We start from the raw sequence: 18,392 nt of genomic DNA on the forward strand, positions 1-18,392 counted from the left end.
AACAGAAAAAAAGCGCTACGTAATCACTACATAGCGCTTCTTTCTTGCCTGAGATCTAGATCGTTAAGATCTCACAGGTAGATATTTTTTAGGCAGTTACTTGCTCAGTTGCCGCTTGAGTTTCACCACGAATAATTCGAGTTAGCTTAGGGGCAATTAACAGTGTTAATACAGCAATTGCAGCGGTTGAATAACCAATTTTAGCAAACACATCACTATAGATAGTCAGTGTTTGATGAGAGTCAGTAATACCCGCAGGTGCTGTTGTTAATGTTGCTACCCAGCCAGCTACAACCGCAGCTGTTGCCGAAGTTAGGAACCACATACCCATAGCAAAGCCCATCATACGTTGAGGAACTAATTGCGCTACCATCGCCAAACCAAGACCAGACACTAACAGCTCACCAATAGACTGGAAACCGTAACAGATGATCAACCAGTTTGAGCTCATGATCCCTTGTGCATTGGCAAATTTTGCGCCGAAAGTCAGTACCAAGAATGACAAACTACACAGCACCATACCCATCGCAAACTTATAAGGCATAGCAAAACGCTCACCCATATTGTTATACATCATGGCAAGAATAGGACTTGCGATCATGATCCAAAATGGGTTTAGAGCCTGAAACTGCTCTGGCTGAACGGAGATACCAAAAATATTGTGCTCAATATTATGGATAGCAAAAAAGTTAAGTGACGTTGGCATCTGGAAATACAGAACAAAGAACACCACACCTTGCAGCATTAATACAAACGCCACCAGCATCTTTGCTCGCTCTAAACCTGAGATAGAAAAGGCTTCTTTTAGGTATAAGAAAACAATAGAACAACCAACAACAACCAAAATTGCATGAGCATAGAAAAGGTGTTGCAGCAAAATAGCACTAACGAAACTTAACGCAATCGCACCAATAACGACGCCTAAATAGTGCTTTTTATTAACTGGCGCTAGATCAGGTTCTGAACCAACATCCTTCACCATACGGCTACATAACATGAAGTTAACAACTGTGATAATTAAACCAACAGCACTTACACCAAATGCAATGTCGTAACCCATTTTCTCAGCAATCCAAGGCGTTAATAGCATAGAGAAGAATGAGCCTAGGTTAATCGCCATATAGTACATAGTAAATGCACCATCAAGACGAGCATCCCCATCATCATAGACTTTCGCTAATAAACTCGATGGGTTTGCTTTAAATAAGCCATTACCCATAGTGATAAAGCCCATAGCAATATAAATTAAGCTTTCACCACCGAAATTAGCCATCGCTGAAAGACCCAGCAATGCATAGCCTACAGTTAGAACAACGGCACCAAGAGTAATGGTTCTTTTCGTGCCAATAACTTTATCACCAACCCAACCGCCAATTGCAACTGAGCCGTAAACTAATGCCGAAAAAGCACCAAAAAGAACAAAAGATTTTGATTCGGACATGCCCAAAATCTGAACCAGATAAACGGTTAAGATTGCTTGCATACCGTAAAAGCCAAAGCGCTCCCAAAATTCTATTGAAAAGATCAAATAGAACTGCTTCGGCTGCTTGAATACATTCAAGTCAGACATAGTGTGTTTCCTGTAAGCTGTTTTTTAATAAATTTTTTAAGATGTTGTGTATATTTTTTTAAATATATGGTCGAGTTATTTTCTGACCTATGATTTCAAACTACTTTGAATAGGAAACGATTGCATCGAACAAAAATGAAACATTAGATACAATTTATGAAAAAACACTGTATTAATTTAGATAAACAGTAACTTACTCTGACTTAATAGCAGAAAATGGTTATAAAAAATAAAAAGTGTTATTTATCTGTTTGTTATTACTAAGACAGATAGCGAATTAAAAATTACATTGACGCAAACGTTTGCTTTAGTTAAATTACCCGCGTTTTTGACCTTTCCCAGAATTATGGATAATTTTATGTTGTTACTAAAACGCGGTTTAGCATTAATCGCTATTCTTTTTTCTTGTCAAATCCTCGCTCAATCACAGCCAATCTTGGTTCAAGGCGCAATGGATATTGAAACGACCACATTAATCAATGCGCTAGATAATAAGAAAGAAACAACCATGGGCTCTTGGACATTTTGGCAAGGAACCATTGCAGGTTATCCCGTCGTTGTTTCCCGTACCGAGGTAGGAATTGCCAATGCAGCAGCGGCAACAACGCTCGCCATTGAACATTTCAAACCAAAATTAATTATTAACCAAGGTACATCTGGCGGTCATGATCCAAAGCTCTACCGTGGTGATATTGTATTGGGAAAAACCAGCTTCAATATGGGTGCTTACCAAGTAAGCTTTAAAGAAAAAGGACAAGGAATCCATCCTGAGAACTGGCAGAACTTTGCCGTAACGATGCGCCTTCGTGAAAATGGTAAGCCTGTAGAGCACAACGAATTTGCAGCCGATAGCCATTTACTGACAGTCGCACAACAACAAGCAGAAAGTTATAACAAAGGAAAAGTAGTAACAGGTATTATTGGTACAGCCGATGAATGGAACCGAGAAGTAGACAGAATTAACTGGTTCCATAACACTTACGGCACCTCGGTGGAAGAAATGGAAACCTCTTCAGCAGCTCTAGTTGCACAAGCTTATAATATACCGTTTATTGGTATCCGAATTTTGTCTAATACGGATCAACACAAACAAGACTTTGATCCTCAGACAGCAGTAGATTGCCAAGAGTTTGTTTTGGGCTATATCAAGACTCTTATTAAGCAATAATAGATTATCTCCTCCCCCTAAGAGACCCTAAATCAATTGTTCCCCAAATGATAGTTTCAAAAAAAGCCAGCTCCTAATATTAGGAACTGGCTTTATTATTTAATGATCGACAGGTTTTGGTTTTTTCTTAAAGAAAAAGATAAATGGAATCAACAATAAGTAAGAAGCCAAAATAAAACCAAAGGTATAAACAAAAGCAAGCAGCGTTGATTGCTGATGTAATAATGCCTGTATATTGGCCATAAAACTTGGATCTGTAATACTGTGCCCCTGTGCTTGTGCAGCTTGTTGTAAAATTGGGTTGGATAGCGTTAAGTCACCACCTAATGCATGCCATTCTCGCTGCTCGGTACGACTAAAATACGTATTTACAATCGATATACCAAACGAACCACCAACTGTACGGCATAAGTTATACACCACAGCACCACCCACAGTGTACTCTTTCGCTAATGTTGCATAAGCAAGCTGGCTAAGTGGTGAGAATACTAAGCCCATGCCCGCACCTTGAATAATACTTGGCAATAAAATCCAATGCAGATCGATATTCATGGAGTATTGTGTCATTAAATACGTACCTAACGCATTCAATAATAATCCCACCACAATCAACATCCGAGCATCAAGACGGTCCATATATCGCGCCATCATCAGCAGAACAATCGCTGATGTTAGTCCGCGTGGAGCCATTACTAAGCCCGTTGTATCTACGGGATAATTTAGCAATTGTTCGAGCATCATTGGCTGCAGCTGGGTAATACCAAACATACCCATAGCAAACCCGGCCATAACCAAACATGACATCGCTAAGTTACGGTCTTTTAGTAACCAAACCGGTGCAATATCACCTTTGGTCTTAAAGGATCGAACAACAAAAAAGATCACCGCAATCGCACTAATGATCGCTGAGAATAAGATCAAGTTAGACTCGAACCAACCCTCTTCGTTACCACGGTCTAATACCATTTGCAGCAAGCCGATACCAATAGCCATCGCAATAACAATAGGCCAATCGACCCGACTCTCACCTCGACCATCAATTTTAACGAAGAAAAACAACAGCGCTAAACAGAATAGACCTACGGGTAAGTTAACATAGAAGATCCAACGCCAGTCCATGTTCTCAGTGATGATACCGCCCAGTGTTGGCCCTAAAATTGGACCTAGCAATACCCCAACACTGAACAGAGCCATGGCTTTACCTCGTTGTGTAGGCGGGTAGATCTGAACCATAATCGATTGAGATAACGGAATCACCGATGCGCCAAATGCCCCCTGCATCACACGAAAAGTAACCATTTCCGCTAAAGAGTCAGCTTGGCCACACAATGCAGAAGTCACAATAAAGCCACTGATAGAGACCAAAAGTAATTTTCTTACCCCTATCTTAAGCGTTAGATAACTCGCCAGTGGAATGAAGATCGCTTCCGCCATTGAGTAAGAGGTTAGCACCCAAGTAATTTGCTCAGAGGTTACCCCAAGCGATCCCATCATATGCGGCAAGGCAACGTTGGCGATGGTCATATCCAATAACACCATAATTGCCGATAGCATGACTGCAAAGGTCACCAATGAGCGACTTTTTTCAGACATTTGATCTGCTGCCGATGAGCCTGTTGGTATTTCCACCTCAGCCATGATTACTTACCTTGCTGTGCTACCTGAGCATCATCTGTTTTCGCTAAAGTATCAACCGTTACTGTGGCACTTGCACCAACACGTAAAGGATGCGCTTTATTTTCTTGCTCATTATTCAGTTCGATAAGAACAGGGAAACGTTGTGGTACTTTTACCCAGTTACCAGTTGCGTTCTCAGGAGGTAATAGAGAGAAAGAGGAACCACTTGCAGGTGAAATCGCCGCTATCGTACCGTGGAAATCAATATTTGGGTAAAGGTCCAGTTCAATGGTTGCAGGCATGCCAATATGCATACGACCAACCTGATCTTCTTTAAAGTTAGCTTGCACCCAATAAGTATTGGCTTCAACTAATGGCATAAGCGCTTGACCTGGAGCAACCACACTGCCAGGGTGAACACTGACTTTACCTAACTTACCGTCGTGGTCAGCAAAAATATTGGTGTAAGACAGAGATAAACTCGCCTGGCTTAGTGCTGCAGCCGCTTTTTTCACTTCAGGGGCGTCTTTACCTTTTGCACCTTGTGATTTAATCAGCTGGGACATATTGGCACGAGCCGCTTCAACATTGTTTTCCGCTGTTGATAGCTTCGCTTTGGCATCATCCAATTCTTGTTGTGGATACAGTTTCTTATTCACCAAATCTTTAATTCGACGATAAGTACTTTGTGCATCACTTAGCTGAGCCATCGCGGTTTTCACATTCGCACTCGCCGCTAAAATTGCATCGTCAGTTGCGGCGTTATTTTGGGTTGCCAACTCATAAGCAGCTTTTGCTTCATCCAATTGGGCTTGATAAGGCGCTGGATCAATTTGAACTAACAAATCACCTTTACTTACCGTTTGATAATCGGTCACATTGCTTGAAATGACTTTACCGCTCACCTGTGGTGCCACATAAACAATATTGGCATGAACATAAGCATCATCAGTACTTGGATATTCTTCTTGATGCTTCACATAAAAATAACCCGCAGTAGCCAATCCTGCAGCGATAAGTCCTGTCACAATCAAATTGCGAGCAAAGTGGGATTTTGTTTCATTCATTATAATGACCTAAACGGTTATGCTCTGTCGTAAATGCTCAATCAAAAAGATAGGGGGAAAACGTATGAAAGAGAAAAAACAAAGTCTGTAAATATTATGAAGAGAGATCTATTTCACATTTTTAGTGATATCTTAGTTAAGGATATACCTATTGGCAATTTTGCTAAATCTCTATTTTTCGAATCCTATTTTTTAATTTATTGAAACACTTAGCTATTTTTTGTTTAATCAAAATACTGATACAGACTGTTCTATATTTTTTACTAATGAAGTTTTTCTGCTATTTTGTGCTAACTAGAACTATGTAGATGAGTTATTACTCTATTTGTGACGTAAACAGCCAAAAATTTGCAAATAATATTTGCGTACTCATCCTCAAAACTCTATTCTGCAGTCCATAAAAGCCAACTGGTCTGTCCAGACACCCTCTCATAAATGCATATACTTTTCCCACCGCAATAAAACACAGTGCATATCATTAATTTTAATACGTCGCTCACACTTTATTGGAGGTCACTATGATCTTACAAAAACTTAAATCAGTCGTATTTGCCCGTAAAACTACAGAGCAGAAACAAGCTGAATTGAAATCTCGACTTGCTTTTGCTATGTCACAAAGCAAACCGAAACAAGACGCTTAGCTTGTCACTCTGGGTTCGTAACAAGGACGTTCCCTATCCCCATGATTCTCTTTATCACCCCCCAGCTCTGACAATTCCATACATTTATCGACATTAATTATGTTGTCGAAATGACGTTTCAGCTTTAACTTACGCCAATAAAACACAATTCAAATAGGTTATTATGAAGCGTATATTTTCTTGGTTAAGCGCAGCGGCATTTCTGTTTTCATCATCTTCTTTTGCTGCAATTAACTTTAATCAAAATATCATTGTCTCCGGTTCCAATAACGGCTCAGTTAGCCGCTCTGTATCGGTTTGTGTATTAAACCCATTTACTAAGATCTTTGCCGAGGCGGGTATTACCGAAGCGCAAGCTCGACGCAATGTCAGTTTGGCTTGTCAACGAGATCAAGGCAGTAACAGTATTTTTTGTGAAGAGAGTAAGGCTCGTTGTCATCAATCTCAGCTATGGAATGGCGGCCAAACAAGCGGCAATAGTGGTGAATTGATCATTTACAATATGCGAAATCAAGCAGGTAGAACAGTAACCATTACCGACAATATTGCTGATCTTAGTAATGTTCAATTTGATAACACATTAGAATCGTTTGAAATTCCAGTGGGCTGGACGGTTCGATTTTATGAAGATAAGAACTTTTCTGGTGGCTATTACACCCGAACTGCGGGGAAATACAATGCAGATGGCTTTATGAATAAAATCAGTTCGATTCAAATTATGCAGCGTTAATAAAATATTCATCAAAACAACAGCGAGACTTTATGCCTCGCTGCCTGTTTTTTCGACCCAAGTCATTTAACGGATCACATCCAATGTTTATCTTTAATGACTTGGGCTAATTAGAAGAAGCTGGAAAGTAGGAGCAGTAGCCCGCCTCCGATGGTTAGCCATACCATACGATCAAGGTTCATACACACTTGATCAAAATTGGCGTCAAATTCTTTGTCTGCTACTGAAAATGTCATTGGCAATACCGAGCCAGATTTTTCGTCCATATAACTTTCCTTCTTTTTTATCCTTCCAACTAGTTATACCCTCAAGTTCAGTATTTATGCAAGGTACGATTGCGTATTATGCACTCAATTTCTTTAACATTGTCACAACTTTTACTCTCCGATGACAGAATAACAGTAGCCTCAGCCGCTTTTTATGCAGTACCCTCTCCAAAGCATTAACCAAACAAAGATGGACAGGTAATGAAAGCCTTAAACGATCTACAAGTATTTATTGAAGCCAGCCGTATGGGTAGCTTTTCTAAAGTCGCTAATAGCATGGGGATTACACCCGCAGCGGTTAGTGCCGCAATAAAAAGGCTTGAAGAGCAGGTTGGCTTTCCTCTTTTTATTCGCTCAACACGTCACTTGCGTCTAACCAACGAAGGGGAAATTTTCTGTGATAAAGCATCGATGGCCGTCAATATTTTACAAGATGGTTTAGATCAGATTGCCAATGACAGAAATGCCTTTTCAGGAAAGTTACATATCACGGCCCCATCGGATTTTGGTCGCAACCTACTACTCACTTGGATCGCAGAATTTCAAGAAATCTACCCCGATATCACCATCAAATTAGAGCTATCGGATAAAGTGGCTGATATTTATAGTCAACCTGTTGATATAGCTATTCGGTATGGCCAACCCGCTGACTCAAATTTGGTGGCAATTTCACTTTGTCAGTTAAACGAAGGGATCACTTGCGCCACGCCAGAATACATTGCTGCAAATCCAATCATTACAGAACCTATGGATCTATTAGCACATAACTGTTTGTGCTTTATGGTTGCCGATACGCTGTATAACAAGTGGCAATTTAGCTGTGAGAATCGTAGTGAGATTGTGCATGTATCGGGAAATATGACAGGCAATGATAGCGATATGATTCACCGCTTAGCGTTAAAAGGAAAAGGGATCATACATACATCGTTGATGGATTTGAGTGAAGATATTATCGCAGGACGCTTAGTGCCTATATTTCCTCAATGGCGTGGGTTTTCAGCACCACTTTATATGGTTTGCGCCGACCGCAGATTATTAAATCCAACCATCCGCAAGTTTCAAGAATTCATTAAAGAAAAATGCTGCCAGCAACGACAACGAGTACTGACAGCATTAGGCAATGAACAAGTTACTGATTAATTTACAATACCCAAGCGATCAGAAAAACTTGGGTATTAAGCCTATCTACATCCTATAAATAAGCGATAAGTGTGATTAGCACTCAGTGAAAACGCGCGTTTCTTCCCAACGAGATTTTGGTAGTTTCGCGTTAAAATCTTCTTCGCTATGGAAACCAAGAGGAACAACAACTAAGCTCTTGAAGCCTTTCTCTTTTAAGCCAAACTCAGCATCAAGTACGTCGGCATCAAAACCTTCAATTGGCACAGCATCAATATCCATCGCAGCAGCACCAAGTAATAGAGTACCAACGTTTAGATAAACCTGTTTTTCCATCCAAGCTTGTACATCATGAAGCTGTTCTAGGTGCATATTTACAAAGAAAGAGCGACCTGTGTGCATACCTTGCTTTGCTTCTTCATTAGCAAAACGGCCTGCTTTATCTTCAGATTCTAATAGCTCTAGTAAGTATTGCTCATCAATGTCTGTTTTGGCACAAAAAACCAATACATGTGATGCATCTAATGCTTTGCGCTCGTTAAATACGTACGGGCCTTGCATTGATTTTGCAATTTTAGCTTTACCTTCATCGGTACTCGCTAAAATGAAGTGCCAAGGCTGCGAGTTAACACTTGATGCGCTTACTCGTACCAACTCTTTAAGGTCAGCAACTTGTTTGTCTGTTAGTTTGCGTGATGCATCAAATGCTTTAGTTGAATAACGAGCTTCTGCAGCTGAAACAATACTCATGGCTGTCTCCAATATTTATTATTTATATCTATACCTAAGTGACTTCAAGCTCCTAAGCGACTTCAAGATGCGTGGTTACTTGGAAGAGACGCCCTCAAACTTATTTAGATAAAAACACTTGGGTATATGTTCATGCGATGGAGCTCACAATACATGGCTCATTGTTTAAAGAAAAGCGGCATTCATTTAAATCTTTTTCAATTTTTTTTTGAAAATCGCTCACTTTTGTACTCTCTTTCTGTTTCCACTCGTCATTAGCACAATGTCAGCTAACCTATAAACATATACCTAAGTCAACCCAATATATTAAGCCTCTTGGGTATATATGCCTTTTTAGTTAAGATGGATGAGATAAAAATTTAAAATAAAATCAAAATCTTATAGATATTCTTATAAAGTGAATAAAATGAAGAATCTCAATAAAACCATAATAAAAAATATTCGACTGTTTAATATGTTACGCATTCTTATTTCGTGCGTTATTGCATACACCATCGCAATGTTTTTTCATATCCCTTACATCGCATGGGCTCCTATCACCATCATAGTGGTAATGGCTGCAAACTATTCAGGGGCAATTTCACATAAAGCGAGCCAACGAATTTCGGGCACATTTTTAGGCGCTCTTTTAGGTTTATCGCTCTATTTACTACCAGAAACCGACAAAATCCTGCACTACACGCTATTACTTTCTATGCTCGCGGTTACGCTCTTTTTTACCTTAGGAAAGTACTCTTATGGCGCTATTTTAGCCTCTGTAACTTTAGTGCTTGTCGCAGGTAATGGTCCTGGCGATCTCACTATTGCACTGTGGCGTACTGTCAATGTGTTATGGGGTGGATTACTTGCCATCTTAGCCAGTAAATTCTTATTTCCAGCCCGAGCCAGTTATCATTTTAAAATACTTAGCGGTGACTACCTTGAACAATTTCACCTTGTTTATAGCCAACACAACCAACTGGCCCACCAGCAAGAAGAACACGAACCAATCAACCTTGCACCTTTAAACGCCACCTTAAAGCAACTCTCAGGCCTAGAAGGTAGCATTAAACATGAAACACCCAATCAAGGTAATTGCACCAAAAAACTGATCCAATGTTATGAACGCATGTTTAGTTTGCTGGAAAACATTACGCAGACCCCCTGGAGTCACCAATATGGTCATCGTAAGATCCAAGAATTAGACGGTTTATTTGAAGCTAAAGAGCAACTTTCAGACTGTATTGAGACCTTAGCAGAACACATTAGTAGTGAAGCTGTACTGCCTTATGTTTTACAGCAAAAGGATTTAGAAATATTGGCACTCTTTCCAACCATTGCCGGCAGTAAAGAACCGAGAACCGATATCAGTTTCTATAGCTATTTATGGCTTAACCGAGAATTGGCTCGTAAATTAGTCATGGTGACAGAATATATTGAGGCCGAATCGAAATTGAGTAAATAAAACGGTAACTTATGTTTTAAATAAAAGCTCATTACGAACAATTCTATATTCCATATAATAAACTGGTTATTACTGCCGCATTGTCATATACCCCAGTGATTATTGCAGAACCTCACATACTGAAATTATTTGGGTATATTTATTACGATTTAGGCGAATCTTGCTCTTTCCTTACTAGGATCTTCTGATGAAAATTAGTCATACCACTCAAAAACACGCTATTTGGCTCATCTCAAGTCTGATTGTGGTCAATATTGTGGTTTGGATTACAGCAATTTTCGCCTTTTATCAGCACCCAGGCATGTTAGGAATGTCTTTGCTTGCATGGTCGCTTGGATTACGCCATGCGGTTGATGCCGACCATATTGCCGCCATTGACACCACAACCCGTAAAATGATGGAGCAAGGAAAAGAGCCGATTGCCATTGGTACCTTTTTCTCTCTAGGCCATTCCACCATCGTTATGTTAGCCGCAGCCGCAATTGCGGTTACCGTGGGTACTTTTAAAGATAAAATTCCCTATATCAGTAATATTGGTGGCACCATAGGCACCAGTGTTTCGATTCTGTTTTTATTAATAATGGCTTATATCAACCTTACCATTTTTATTTCAGTTTATAAGAAATTTAATCTTTATAAAAAGAACCAACAGATTGATAAAACAGAATTAGATATTCAATTATCAGGTCCATTAAATAAACTGTTTCATTTTTCGTTTAAATTTATTAATAAAAGCTGGCACATGTATTTTGTCGGTTTTCTTTTTGGTTTAGGTTTTGATACCGCAACAGAAATTACCTTACTTGCCCTGTCTGCAACGAATGCTTCGCAAGGTATGGATATCTGGCTCATTATGATTTTCCCAATACTCTTTACCGCTGGAATGTCGTTGATTGATACCTTAGATAATTTGGTAATGGTTGGTGCTTACGGCTGGGCATTTTCAAAACCCTCACGAAAACTCTATTACAATATGACGATTACTGGTGTTTCGGTGATTGTAGCCTTAATGATTGGTGGTCTAGAAGCACTGAGCGCCCTTGCCTCTTCACTTCAACTGCAAGGCCCTATCTGGGATAGCATCAACAATATGACGGATCATTTTGGTATGGTAGGTATTGCGGTTGTCATTACCTTTATTGCTTGCTGGTTGATATCCATTGCCAACTATAAAATTAAAGGTTACGACAAACTGGATGCACCGCTGGCTGAGTAGCTCTTAAACACCACAACAGACTAACGGCGCTGACACGATGTACATCCTCGACAAGCAGAACGAGTATGGGGATCGAGTCGGCCTCGTTGAATCTTACAATAGGCATTTTTTAGAGCGCGTCGTGCTGAAAACCAGTCATCGGGCTTTTGAATAAGTAGATAACCATTGAAGCGTTTCATCAGTGGAATTCGATATTCATCAATAAAGCGACTATCAAATTCAATCTCAAAATATTCCAGAGCTTGTTCGATAGAAGTAAAACTCGCAATTTTTTGCTGAATATCTGTTTGGCTCATCACAATCACAGTCAATACCTTGTAAAAACGGGCTTCACCTTAACGTAAAAAAGGGATAATTCAAACTCTCTATCTCCCTTTTTTACTGTGATAATGATACTGTACTGAACAGTGTGATGATTAATCGATTTAGGTAGAACGATATGCGTGCATCAACCGTAGAAAAAAAGAAAAGAATAATAGAGGTCGCAACAGAGCTCTTTATTGAACATGGATATAAAGATACCTCGCTTGATCAAATCGTTGCTGTATGTGGTGGCTCTAAACAAACTTTATACCGCTATTTTGGCAATAAAGAAGGGTTATTAACCGAAGTAATGGCTTATCACACTAGTGTAAGTCTTGAAGAAGCATTCAAATTATCCGACAGCCAACATTTAAACGTTGCTGAAGCATTAGAAGGATTTGGCTTAAAATATATTAAAGGATTATGTGCAGACCCGCTGCTTAGTCTATTTCGAATTGTGGCTGCCGATTTTCACAAAAACCAATCGGTCACCGAAAGCTTTTGGCAGCGTGGTCCACAAAGAATTCATGGTTATCTGATTGAATACTTACAATCTGATGCAGTACAACAACAATTATCGATCACCAATCCACAACTTGCCTGTGCTCAGCTGCTGGCACTGATAAAATTAGATTATCAAACCACAGCCATGTTGGGGCACGAACTGCCTGATGATAACGAATTAAAAATCGCTATTACTCAAGCAGTCGCCGCGTTTATCTCTTTGTATAAAAAAGTTTAATGTTCTGCTGCTTCTTTTTGCTTGGCCGCCATTTTCTTACCCACAATTAAGATTGGGGCCAAGATACAAATAGCAATCACGAACATAATTAATGAATTGTTTAATGTTAGGGTCATGACCTGTTGCTGAACCACACCACTCATGTAATTTGACCCCATTGCTTGAGACGGTAAATGACCATTTGTTAAGAAAGCATTATTTAATGTTGCCTGATAATGCGTTACCGTATTACTAAACGCGGTTACATTACTATTTACCTGATTGATCGCTTGCGCACTTTCGATGTGAATAAAATGGCTGAAAAAAGCGCCCCCTATCAGCCCCCCCACCGTTCTAAATAGATAAAAACAACTGATCCCTTCTAATTGCTCTTCGCGGGAAAAATACATTAACACTGCAATAGAAACTGAGACATTCAATAGGCCAATCCCAAACCCACGTAATAATAGCGGAATGGTCAATTGCTCAGGACTAACATAACTCGGCATAAAACTTATCTTGATACTAGAGATTAAAATAAGTAAAACGCCAATCGGTACAATTTTATCACTTAAAGCGGGTTTATGATTACTAACCCAGACACTGACGGCCATTCCTAATAACATAGTAATAACGGCAGGCAGTTTTGTTTCGCCTGTTACTAATGCATTATAATGTAAGGCCTTTTCTAAGAAGCTATCACATAATACATTGCTCGACATCACCGCAAATCCAGCTAAAAATGCGTTATACATGTAAACATTGGTATTGAGTTTACTCAGTACTTGCTGCGTTACCGTCTTTTGTTTTCGCTGCATGATGAATAAAACAATCGCTAGCGCTAATACTGCCGATAAAATAACCAAGTCTAGATATATTGGGTTATCGAGCCAATTATAATAACTGCCTCTCATCAGCAAATAAGTGACTAGGCTAAAAAAACTAAGGCTCAACAAATAGATAAAGTGATTAGACTTAGGCTTGGCAACAAAAATACGATTACTCGGTGGGTAGACCACAAGCCAAATTAGCGCAATAGCATAACTCCAGACCTGAAATACAATAAACATCTGCCATGAGAAATGTTCAAGTATTTCCGCCATCAGCCAAGAGTACATTCCCATCGGTAATAAGGTCGTAAAAACCAAAGCGCCTGCAATAAAAATCGGCAATTGTTTTCTAGGACAAGTATCGAGAATCAATAAATTAACCGAAATTAAAATAATACTGAGAACAAAACCATTGATGGCCCATAACATCGAACTCATAATGATGGTATGTGAAACATAAAGTCCAATATTGACCAATAATGCGCAACACACCGCGGCGGTTAATGAAACTGTCACACCTTTCATTCGAACTAAGCGTGGAGTTAAAACTAATCCCGCTATTTGAGCTGCCATAAATATAATTTTTATGACGCTCAACTCATCAGCCGACGCTCCAATAGAGACAGCCATTTCGCTGGCTGCATCAGAAAACATCTCAGAATTTAAGCCAAACGGAACAAACGTAAAAACAATGCAGATGATCAAGCCAACATAACGAAACATAAGCTTGGCTCCTACGACTGAGTTACTACAGTCACTTCAGCTGATAAGCCTGGGTAGACTTTGTGCTCTAATGCTTTAGGGATCGTAATATCAATGCGAACGGGAACTCGCTGTACCACTTTCACAAAATTCCCCGTCGCATTTTGTGCCGGTAACAAGCTAAATTGAGCGCCTGTCGCGGGAGTAATAGAGTCTACTTTTCCTGTTAATACCGTATCGGGATATCCATCCAATACCACATCAACGGTTTGACCCACCGAGATCGCTTTAAGCTGAGTTTCTTTAAAATTCGCCTCAACCCAAACTTTACTTGGCACCATCACAATAACCCCCATCCCTGGTTGCACGTATTTACCCACCTGTACCTGGCGGCTGGCAATATAACCATCAAACGGCGCTTTAATTACAGTGCGTTGTAATGAGATAGCATTCAGTTTTAGTTTGGCTTGAGCTTGTTGTACCTGCGCAATTAACTGTTGTTTTTCAGTATGTAACGTTTCTAATAATTTCTGCTCAGAGGTCAGTAACAATTGAGCTGATTTTAATTTTGCGTTCGCATCAATGGTTGTAGAACGCTGCGCTTCATAATGGTTCTCGCTGATCATTTTAGGCTTTCGCAAGCGAGCAAAACGTTTCAGCTCTGCATTTTGATGTTTTGCATTGGCATCGGCACTGGCAATATTTTGTTTTGCTTGCTCAATTTTCACCTTCTGCATATCAATACGTGTTTGATTATTTTTTAGTGCTGCTTGAGCTACCTCGACAGCTGCCTGAGATATCTGATAATTAGCTTCATAGTCGGCATTATCAATTGAAAACAATGGTGTGCCTTGCTTTACCCATTGGTTATCTTTCACATGAATGGCCATTACCTGACCGCCAACTTCAGGCGAAATAGCGGTAACATCGGCATGCACATACGCGTTATCGGTCGATTCTTCGTTCTGAGACTCTATATAACGATAACCTGCAACCGTTGCTAAAATAATACCAATAAAAACAATGACTTTCTTTTTCATAGTTTAAAACACCTATATCAATACGCCACAAATCGTACTGTACGGTACAGTTTGAGTAAAGATTTTTTTCATGTAAGGGGATTAGCTATAGGCAGGAAAGTTGTGGGTTTAGAGCAAAATAAAGATGATAAGAAATTGATCTTCTGAGTGTTTATACTGTTGCGATGACGAAAAAAGATATTGATGAAAGGAGTAAATACAATATCTCCGCTACTGCATTTTATTTACTGCTGCTTAACTTGCTTCCGGCTTATAAAACCAATAGTCTTGTCTGGTTACTTCTAACTCATTGAATCGTTATGACTCATTCGCATTGCTTTGTCTTACAACATGACACCCCTATTTCTTTCTACCCTGAGAAAAATCAGTTGATGATTGATGGTGAGGCGATTCATTTAGAGCCATTACAAGCGCGACTGCTCAGTTATTTTATCGAGAACCGAGGAAAGGTACTGAGTGCCCAGCAAATCGCAACCAACGTCTGGCAAAGAACGCAAGTTTCCGACAACTTAGTAAGACAAGTTATCAGCTTATTGCGCAGCCAACTTCAAGATAAAGCGCGTCCATATCGCATCATTCAAACCATTCCCAAACAAGGATACCTGTTTGATATTGAAGTAACTAAAGAGCACTCATCTGTCATTGAAGAGGCCGTATTTCCTACAACTTTTGCAGCAAAGTCCAAAAACAAGAGTTTGATTGTCGCTATGACGGCAGTCTTGACGGTTGGACTGATTGGCGCTTGGGCAGTACAAAATGATGGCACTTCTGATGATACAGCAGTGATAGCGACGCATCAGAGTGACATGATTCCAGTTTATATTCATGATATTACGCTCGACTCCACCAGTGACTTTGAAATGGCGGAAAGCGTGTATAACTATCTCTTCTATGGACTAAATTCAGCTAAAAGCCTATCTGGTTATCACTATTCTCAATTGTCTAATCAAAGTAAACAGTCAATTGCTAACCACGGAATTGAGCTCAAAAGTTGGATTAAGAAAACAGATGGTAATTATGTGCTTAGTGTTTTAGTACAAAATAATCATCAACCAAGCCAGAACCAAAAAATAGAAAAGACGTTTAACCAAGATACTTTCTTCGATGCTATTGGCGATGTAATTTTAGAAATCAAAGCCATCATTGCACCTATGAGTTCCAATTATGAAGTGACAAGCCATCGTGTAACTTCCATTAGTAACTATGATGATTGGAAAGTAATTTCTGAAGGGATTTCTCTTTTCTATCAAGGTAAAGGTGGTCCCGCTTTTTCAGATATTGCTCAGCAGCTAAATACGATTCAACAACAAGGACGAGACAACTATTTGGTCAGCGCTTTATTGTCTTACTCTGAATCTTTAACTTACTTACATGAACATAAACAAGCAGATCGAAAACAAGCACTTCACTTAGCTAAGCAGGCGTTCGAACTGAACCCACGTTGTGATATTGCCAACCTCACTTTGGGGCTTGCTTTATTGATCAATCAACATCCGAATCAAGCTTTCCCATATTTATTTTACGCAGCAGAAAGCACACCAAGCCCAATCAGTTTTTACTTACTCAGCGTGGCTGACAAACTGGCAGATAACCCAAAAGGCTCGCAATATAATTACCAACGTTATACTGAGATGAAAAAAGAATCTAAGGGACAACTATTTGATCTTATTGAATCTTCACAAAAAACAAACCTATTCCAAACACCCAAATAGTCTCAAACAAACTGAAATAAAGAATTGCTGTTCCCGCCTATTGTTAAGTCGGTATTTCTAATGCTGACACGCTAACTGGATGTTTGATTTTTGTTTAGAGTCTGACTCCCTTGTCTTGCATCAAACGTTAGAAAAGTGCCTTCCACATACTTGTAAACCAAATTATTTATTTTTTTGGGATACACACATGTTGAAGAAGTTTGCTTTTCAGATCATTCCAATCCAGATTTTTTTATTCGTTTTTTGGTTCAAAAATGGCTTTATCGATAAAGTAATGGGCGTATTGCTTGGCATGATTACGCCTGAGACCGCGTATGCAGGCGATACTTGGGCTGGTTGGAAGGGCTATATAGTTGGAACTTGGGATAAAAGCCAAGTCGGTCATGCTTTGTTAAGCCCAACACTCGATTTTATGTTTCCGATTCTCATTATCTTACAATGCTTACCATTCTTATTAGTAATTCGCTCGGTGCTGACAGGTGAGTTTATGGTTGGAAAAGAGCGACCATGGCTACTCTATGCCGCTTTTTCATCTCTTTTTGTGACGGGTTGTATGGCTTTTACCCAAACTATTACGGGTGCAAGTGATGGGCAGTATCTATGGCAATTTATTGGCTTTAGTATGATTGCCATCATGTACCTACGTAACGAGCAAGGTAAATAACATTACGTCAAAAGCCCCAAACAAATGGGGCTTTTCATCTAACAATTTATTGTTTGGGTGTTACTGATAATTCAACCGATTTAAGTTATGGCTAAAAACTAGAACTGATAACGACTGGTTAGCATAAAGGTTGCTGCATTGGCTTGGCTATCGGCGTAGTAATCAACTCCCGCACCAATATGTAGCTGCTGCCAAATACGGTAATCCACACCAACGCTTGCAATAACACCAAACTCATTGTTTTTCTTATTTTCGCCACCCGCACGATTTACGTTATGCTCGATATCATCATTGGTGATCTGTTCGTATTCGTCACTTGAACCAGAACGGTAATCATATTGCGTATAAGTTAGACCAAGGCCAGTCTTTAGTTCTACTCGATCGGTCAATGCATAAAAATAAACAGGTTTTAAGGTGATTTGGCTGACTTTTAAATCTGCATCCCATTCACGCTCGTGACGAAAACCATCAACATTACCCATAAATTGACTTGATGAACCATCTAGCTCATCAAAATGGCGGTAGCCTAGTTCAAGACCAAATGCGTCCCAACGGTAGCCAACATAACCATTTAGCACCATGCCTGAATCATCTGGTGAAACTGTCTTATTATCGGCGCTAAAGTGAGTTTGGTAATCGTGACTGAAAGTTGATAGACCTAAATCCAAACCAACATAAGGTGCAGCCATTGCAGATGATGATGTACATAGCAGAGCGGCTAGAAGGTGCTTTTTCATGGAAATCCTTATTCTTTTTATATCTGTTTAGTGATTTATGGCGAAGAATAAAGGATGAGATGTGAAGTGTTCGTGAAGGTGAGATGTAAAATCAG

At 39.6% G+C, this 18,392-nt stretch carries 18 protein-coding genes; 9 read left to right on the forward strand and 9 right to left on the reverse strand.

The features are described 5' to 3' along the window. Positions 1-88: 88 nt before the first annotated feature. The gene (dtpA, locus tag I3252_RS13695; protein ID WP_065170201.1) at positions 89-1,570 is read right to left on the reverse strand and encodes a dipeptide/tripeptide permease DtpA; all 1,482 of its coding nucleotides are present in this window, start codon (positions 1,568-1,570) and stop codon (positions 89-91) included. A 358-nt stretch (positions 1,571-1,928) separates the two neighbouring features. Here dtpA and I3252_RS13700 point away from each other — a divergent pair, with 358 nt between their 5' ends. Continuing rightward, positions 1,929-2,738, forward strand: coding sequence for a 5'-methylthioadenosine/S-adenosylhomocysteine nucleosidase (locus tag I3252_RS13700; protein ID WP_107200386.1), 810 nt, complete (start codon positions 1,929-1,931; stop codon positions 2,736-2,738). Between the two features lie 99 nt (positions 2,739-2,837). On the opposite strand, the gene I3252_RS13705 is transcribed toward I3252_RS13700, so the two are convergent. Beyond that, positions 2,838-4,376 carry a DHA2 family efflux MFS transporter permease subunit gene (locus tag I3252_RS13705; protein WP_065170200.1) on the reverse strand — a complete coding sequence of 513 codons (1,539 nt, stop codon included), beginning with the start codon at positions 4,374-4,376 and terminating at the stop codon, positions 2,838-2,840. 2 nt (positions 4,377-4,378) lie between these two features. Continuing rightward, a complete protein-coding gene (locus I3252_RS13710; RefSeq protein ID WP_065170199.1) occupies positions 4,379-5,422 on the reverse strand; it encodes an HlyD family secretion protein in 1,044 nt (347 codons plus the stop codon). Between the two features lie 518 nt (positions 5,423-5,940). On the opposite strand from I3252_RS13710, the gene I3252_RS14240 reads away from it, so the two are divergent. Together I3252_RS14240 and I3252_RS13715 are read left to right on the forward strand one after the other, a co-directional pair. Continuing rightward, positions 5,941-6,063: a hypothetical protein gene (locus I3252_RS14240; RefSeq protein WP_255199328.1), complete on the forward strand. Its 123-nt coding sequence runs from the start codon at positions 5,941-5,943 to the stop codon at positions 6,061-6,063. Positions 6,064-6,226: 163 nt separating this feature from the next. Then, positions 6,227-6,793, forward strand: a complete 567-nt coding sequence (locus I3252_RS13715) for a beta/gamma crystallin-related protein (RefSeq protein ID WP_158135914.1) — start codon at positions 6,227-6,229, stop codon at positions 6,791-6,793. 110 nt (positions 6,794-6,903) lie between these two features. Here I3252_RS13715 and I3252_RS13720 read toward each other — a convergent pair whose 3' ends face one another. Next, positions 6,904-7,059 (reverse strand): hypothetical protein, encoded by a 156-nt coding sequence (locus I3252_RS13720; protein ID WP_153274597.1) that lies wholly within the window; start codon positions 7,057-7,059, stop codon positions 6,904-6,906. Positions 7,060-7,260: 201 nt separating this feature from the next. On the opposite strand from I3252_RS13720, the gene I3252_RS13725 reads away from it, so the two are divergent. After that, positions 7,261-8,199 carry a LysR family transcriptional regulator gene (locus tag I3252_RS13725; protein WP_237033013.1) on the forward strand — a complete coding sequence of 313 codons (939 nt, stop codon included), beginning with the start codon at positions 7,261-7,263 and terminating at the stop codon, positions 8,197-8,199. Between the two features lie 75 nt (positions 8,200-8,274). On the opposite strand, the gene I3252_RS13730 is transcribed toward I3252_RS13725, so the two are convergent. After that, on the reverse strand, positions 8,275-8,928 hold the full coding sequence (locus I3252_RS13730) for an oxygen-insensitive NAD(P)H-dependent nitroreductase NfsB (protein WP_005300298.1): 654 nt from the start codon (positions 8,926-8,928) through the stop codon (positions 8,275-8,277). A gap of 406 nt (positions 8,929-9,334) precedes the next feature. Between I3252_RS13730 and I3252_RS13735 the strand changes: the two genes are divergently transcribed. After that, positions 9,335-10,372, forward strand: coding sequence for an FUSC family protein (locus I3252_RS13735; protein ID WP_238035612.1), 1,038 nt, complete (start codon positions 9,335-9,337; stop codon positions 10,370-10,372). Positions 10,373-10,559: 187 nt separating this feature from the next. Continuing rightward, on the forward strand, positions 10,560-11,588 hold the full coding sequence (locus tag I3252_RS13740) for a HoxN/HupN/NixA family nickel/cobalt transporter (protein ID WP_068967941.1): 1,029 nt from the start codon (positions 10,560-10,562) through the stop codon (positions 11,586-11,588). A 20-nt stretch (positions 11,589-11,608) separates the two neighbouring features. Here I3252_RS13740 and I3252_RS13745 read toward each other — a convergent pair whose 3' ends face one another. Next, positions 11,609-11,884 (reverse strand): nitrogenase-stabilizing/protective protein NifW, encoded by a 276-nt coding sequence (locus I3252_RS13745; RefSeq protein WP_068945988.1) that lies wholly within the window; start codon positions 11,882-11,884, stop codon positions 11,609-11,611. A 143-nt stretch (positions 11,885-12,027) separates the two neighbouring features. On the opposite strand from I3252_RS13745, the gene I3252_RS13750 reads away from it, so the two are divergent. Continuing rightward, a complete protein-coding gene (locus I3252_RS13750; protein WP_069531031.1) occupies positions 12,028-12,633 on the forward strand; it encodes a TetR/AcrR family transcriptional regulator in 606 nt (201 codons plus the stop codon). Here I3252_RS13750 and I3252_RS13755 read toward each other — a convergent pair. Together I3252_RS13755 and I3252_RS13760 are read right to left on the reverse strand one after the other, a co-directional pair. After that, positions 12,630-14,165: an MFS transporter gene (locus I3252_RS13755; RefSeq protein WP_238035613.1), complete on the reverse strand. Its 1,536-nt coding sequence runs from the start codon at positions 14,163-14,165 to the stop codon at positions 12,630-12,632. The two genes, I3252_RS13750 and I3252_RS13755, sit on opposite strands and share 4 nt — an antisense overlap. Positions 14,166-14,176: 11 nt before the next feature. Beyond that, positions 14,177-15,184, reverse strand: coding sequence for an HlyD family secretion protein (locus I3252_RS13760; RefSeq protein WP_238035614.1), 1,008 nt, complete (start codon positions 15,182-15,184; stop codon positions 14,177-14,179). A 299-nt stretch (positions 15,185-15,483) separates the two neighbouring features. On the opposite strand from I3252_RS13760, the gene I3252_RS13765 reads away from it, so the two are divergent. After that, positions 15,484-16,896 carry a winged helix-turn-helix domain-containing protein gene (locus I3252_RS13765; protein ID WP_238035615.1) on the forward strand — a complete coding sequence of 471 codons (1,413 nt, stop codon included), beginning with the start codon at positions 15,484-15,486 and terminating at the stop codon, positions 16,894-16,896. A 187-nt stretch (positions 16,897-17,083) separates the two neighbouring features. Continuing rightward, positions 17,084-17,560: a hypothetical protein gene (locus tag I3252_RS13770; RefSeq protein WP_238035616.1), complete on the forward strand. Its 477-nt coding sequence runs from the start codon at positions 17,084-17,086 to the stop codon at positions 17,558-17,560. Positions 17,561-17,658: 98 nt separating this feature from the next. Here the strand turns inward: I3252_RS13770 and I3252_RS13775 are convergent, their stop codons facing one another. Continuing rightward, entirely contained in the window at positions 17,659-18,297 is a 639-nt protein-coding gene (locus I3252_RS13775) for an AcfA family outer membrane beta-barrel protein (RefSeq protein WP_238035617.1), read from the reverse strand. Between the last annotated feature and the right edge of the window lie 95 nt (positions 18,298-18,392).

It is taken from the genome of Psychrobacter sp. Ps4 (assembly GCF_022129285.1).
GTDB lineage: Bacteria > Pseudomonadota > Gammaproteobacteria > Pseudomonadales > Moraxellaceae > Psychrobacter > Psychrobacter immobilis_A.

Bases quoted from the DNA above. Each gene is read 5' to 3' on its own strand.
- dtpA (WP_065170201.1), bottom strand. From the start codon at position 1,570: ATGTCTGACTTGAATGTATTCAAGCAGCCGAAGCAGTTCTATTTGATC.
- I3252_RS13710 (WP_065170199.1), bottom strand. From the start codon at position 5,422: ATGAATGAAACAAAATCCCACTTTGCTCGCAATTTGATTGTGACAGGA.
- I3252_RS13730 (WP_005300298.1), bottom strand. From the start codon at position 8,928: ATGAGTATTGTTTCAGCTGCAGAAGCTCGTTATTCAACTAAAGCATTT.
- I3252_RS13735 (WP_238035612.1), top strand. From the start codon at position 9,335: ATGAAGAATCTCAATAAAACCATAATAAAAAATATTCGACTGTTTAAT.
- I3252_RS13725 (WP_237033013.1), top strand. From the start codon at position 7,261: ATGAAAGCCTTAAACGATCTACAAGTATTTATTGAAGCCAGCCGTATG.
- I3252_RS13705 (WP_065170200.1), bottom strand. From the start codon at position 4,376: ATGGCTGAGGTGGAAATACCAACAGGCTCATCGGCAGCAGATCAAATG.
- I3252_RS13740 (WP_068967941.1), top strand. From the start codon at position 10,560: ATGAAAATTAGTCATACCACTCAAAAACACGCTATTTGGCTCATCTCA.
- I3252_RS13770 (WP_238035616.1), top strand. From the start codon at position 17,084: ATGTTGAAGAAGTTTGCTTTTCAGATCATTCCAATCCAGATTTTTTTA.
- I3252_RS13750 (WP_069531031.1), top strand. From the start codon at position 12,028: ATGCGTGCATCAACCGTAGAAAAAAAGAAAAGAATAATAGAGGTCGCA.
- I3252_RS13745 (WP_068945988.1), bottom strand. From the start codon at position 11,884: ATGAGCCAAACAGATATTCAGCAAAAAATTGCGAGTTTTACTTCTATC.
- I3252_RS13765 (WP_238035615.1), top strand. From the start codon at position 15,484: ATGACTCATTCGCATTGCTTTGTCTTACAACATGACACCCCTATTTCT.
- I3252_RS13775 (WP_238035617.1), bottom strand. From the start codon at position 18,297: ATGAAAAAGCACCTTCTAGCCGCTCTGCTATGTACATCATCATCTGCA.
- I3252_RS14240 (WP_255199328.1), top strand. From the start codon at position 5,941: ATGATCTTACAAAAACTTAAATCAGTCGTATTTGCCCGTAAAACTACA.
- I3252_RS13755 (WP_238035613.1), bottom strand. From the start codon at position 14,165: ATGTTTCGTTATGTTGGCTTGATCATCTGCATTGTTTTTACGTTTGTT.
- I3252_RS13720 (WP_153274597.1), bottom strand. From the start codon at position 7,059: ATGGACGAAAAATCTGGCTCGGTATTGCCAATGACATTTTCAGTAGCA.
- I3252_RS13760 (WP_238035614.1), bottom strand. From the start codon at position 15,184: ATGAAAAAGAAAGTCATTGTTTTTATTGGTATTATTTTAGCAACGGTT.
- I3252_RS13700 (WP_107200386.1), top strand. From the start codon at position 1,929: ATGTTGTTACTAAAACGCGGTTTAGCATTAATCGCTATTCTTTTTTCT.
- I3252_RS13715 (WP_158135914.1), top strand. From the start codon at position 6,227: ATGAAGCGTATATTTTCTTGGTTAAGCGCAGCGGCATTTCTGTTTTCA.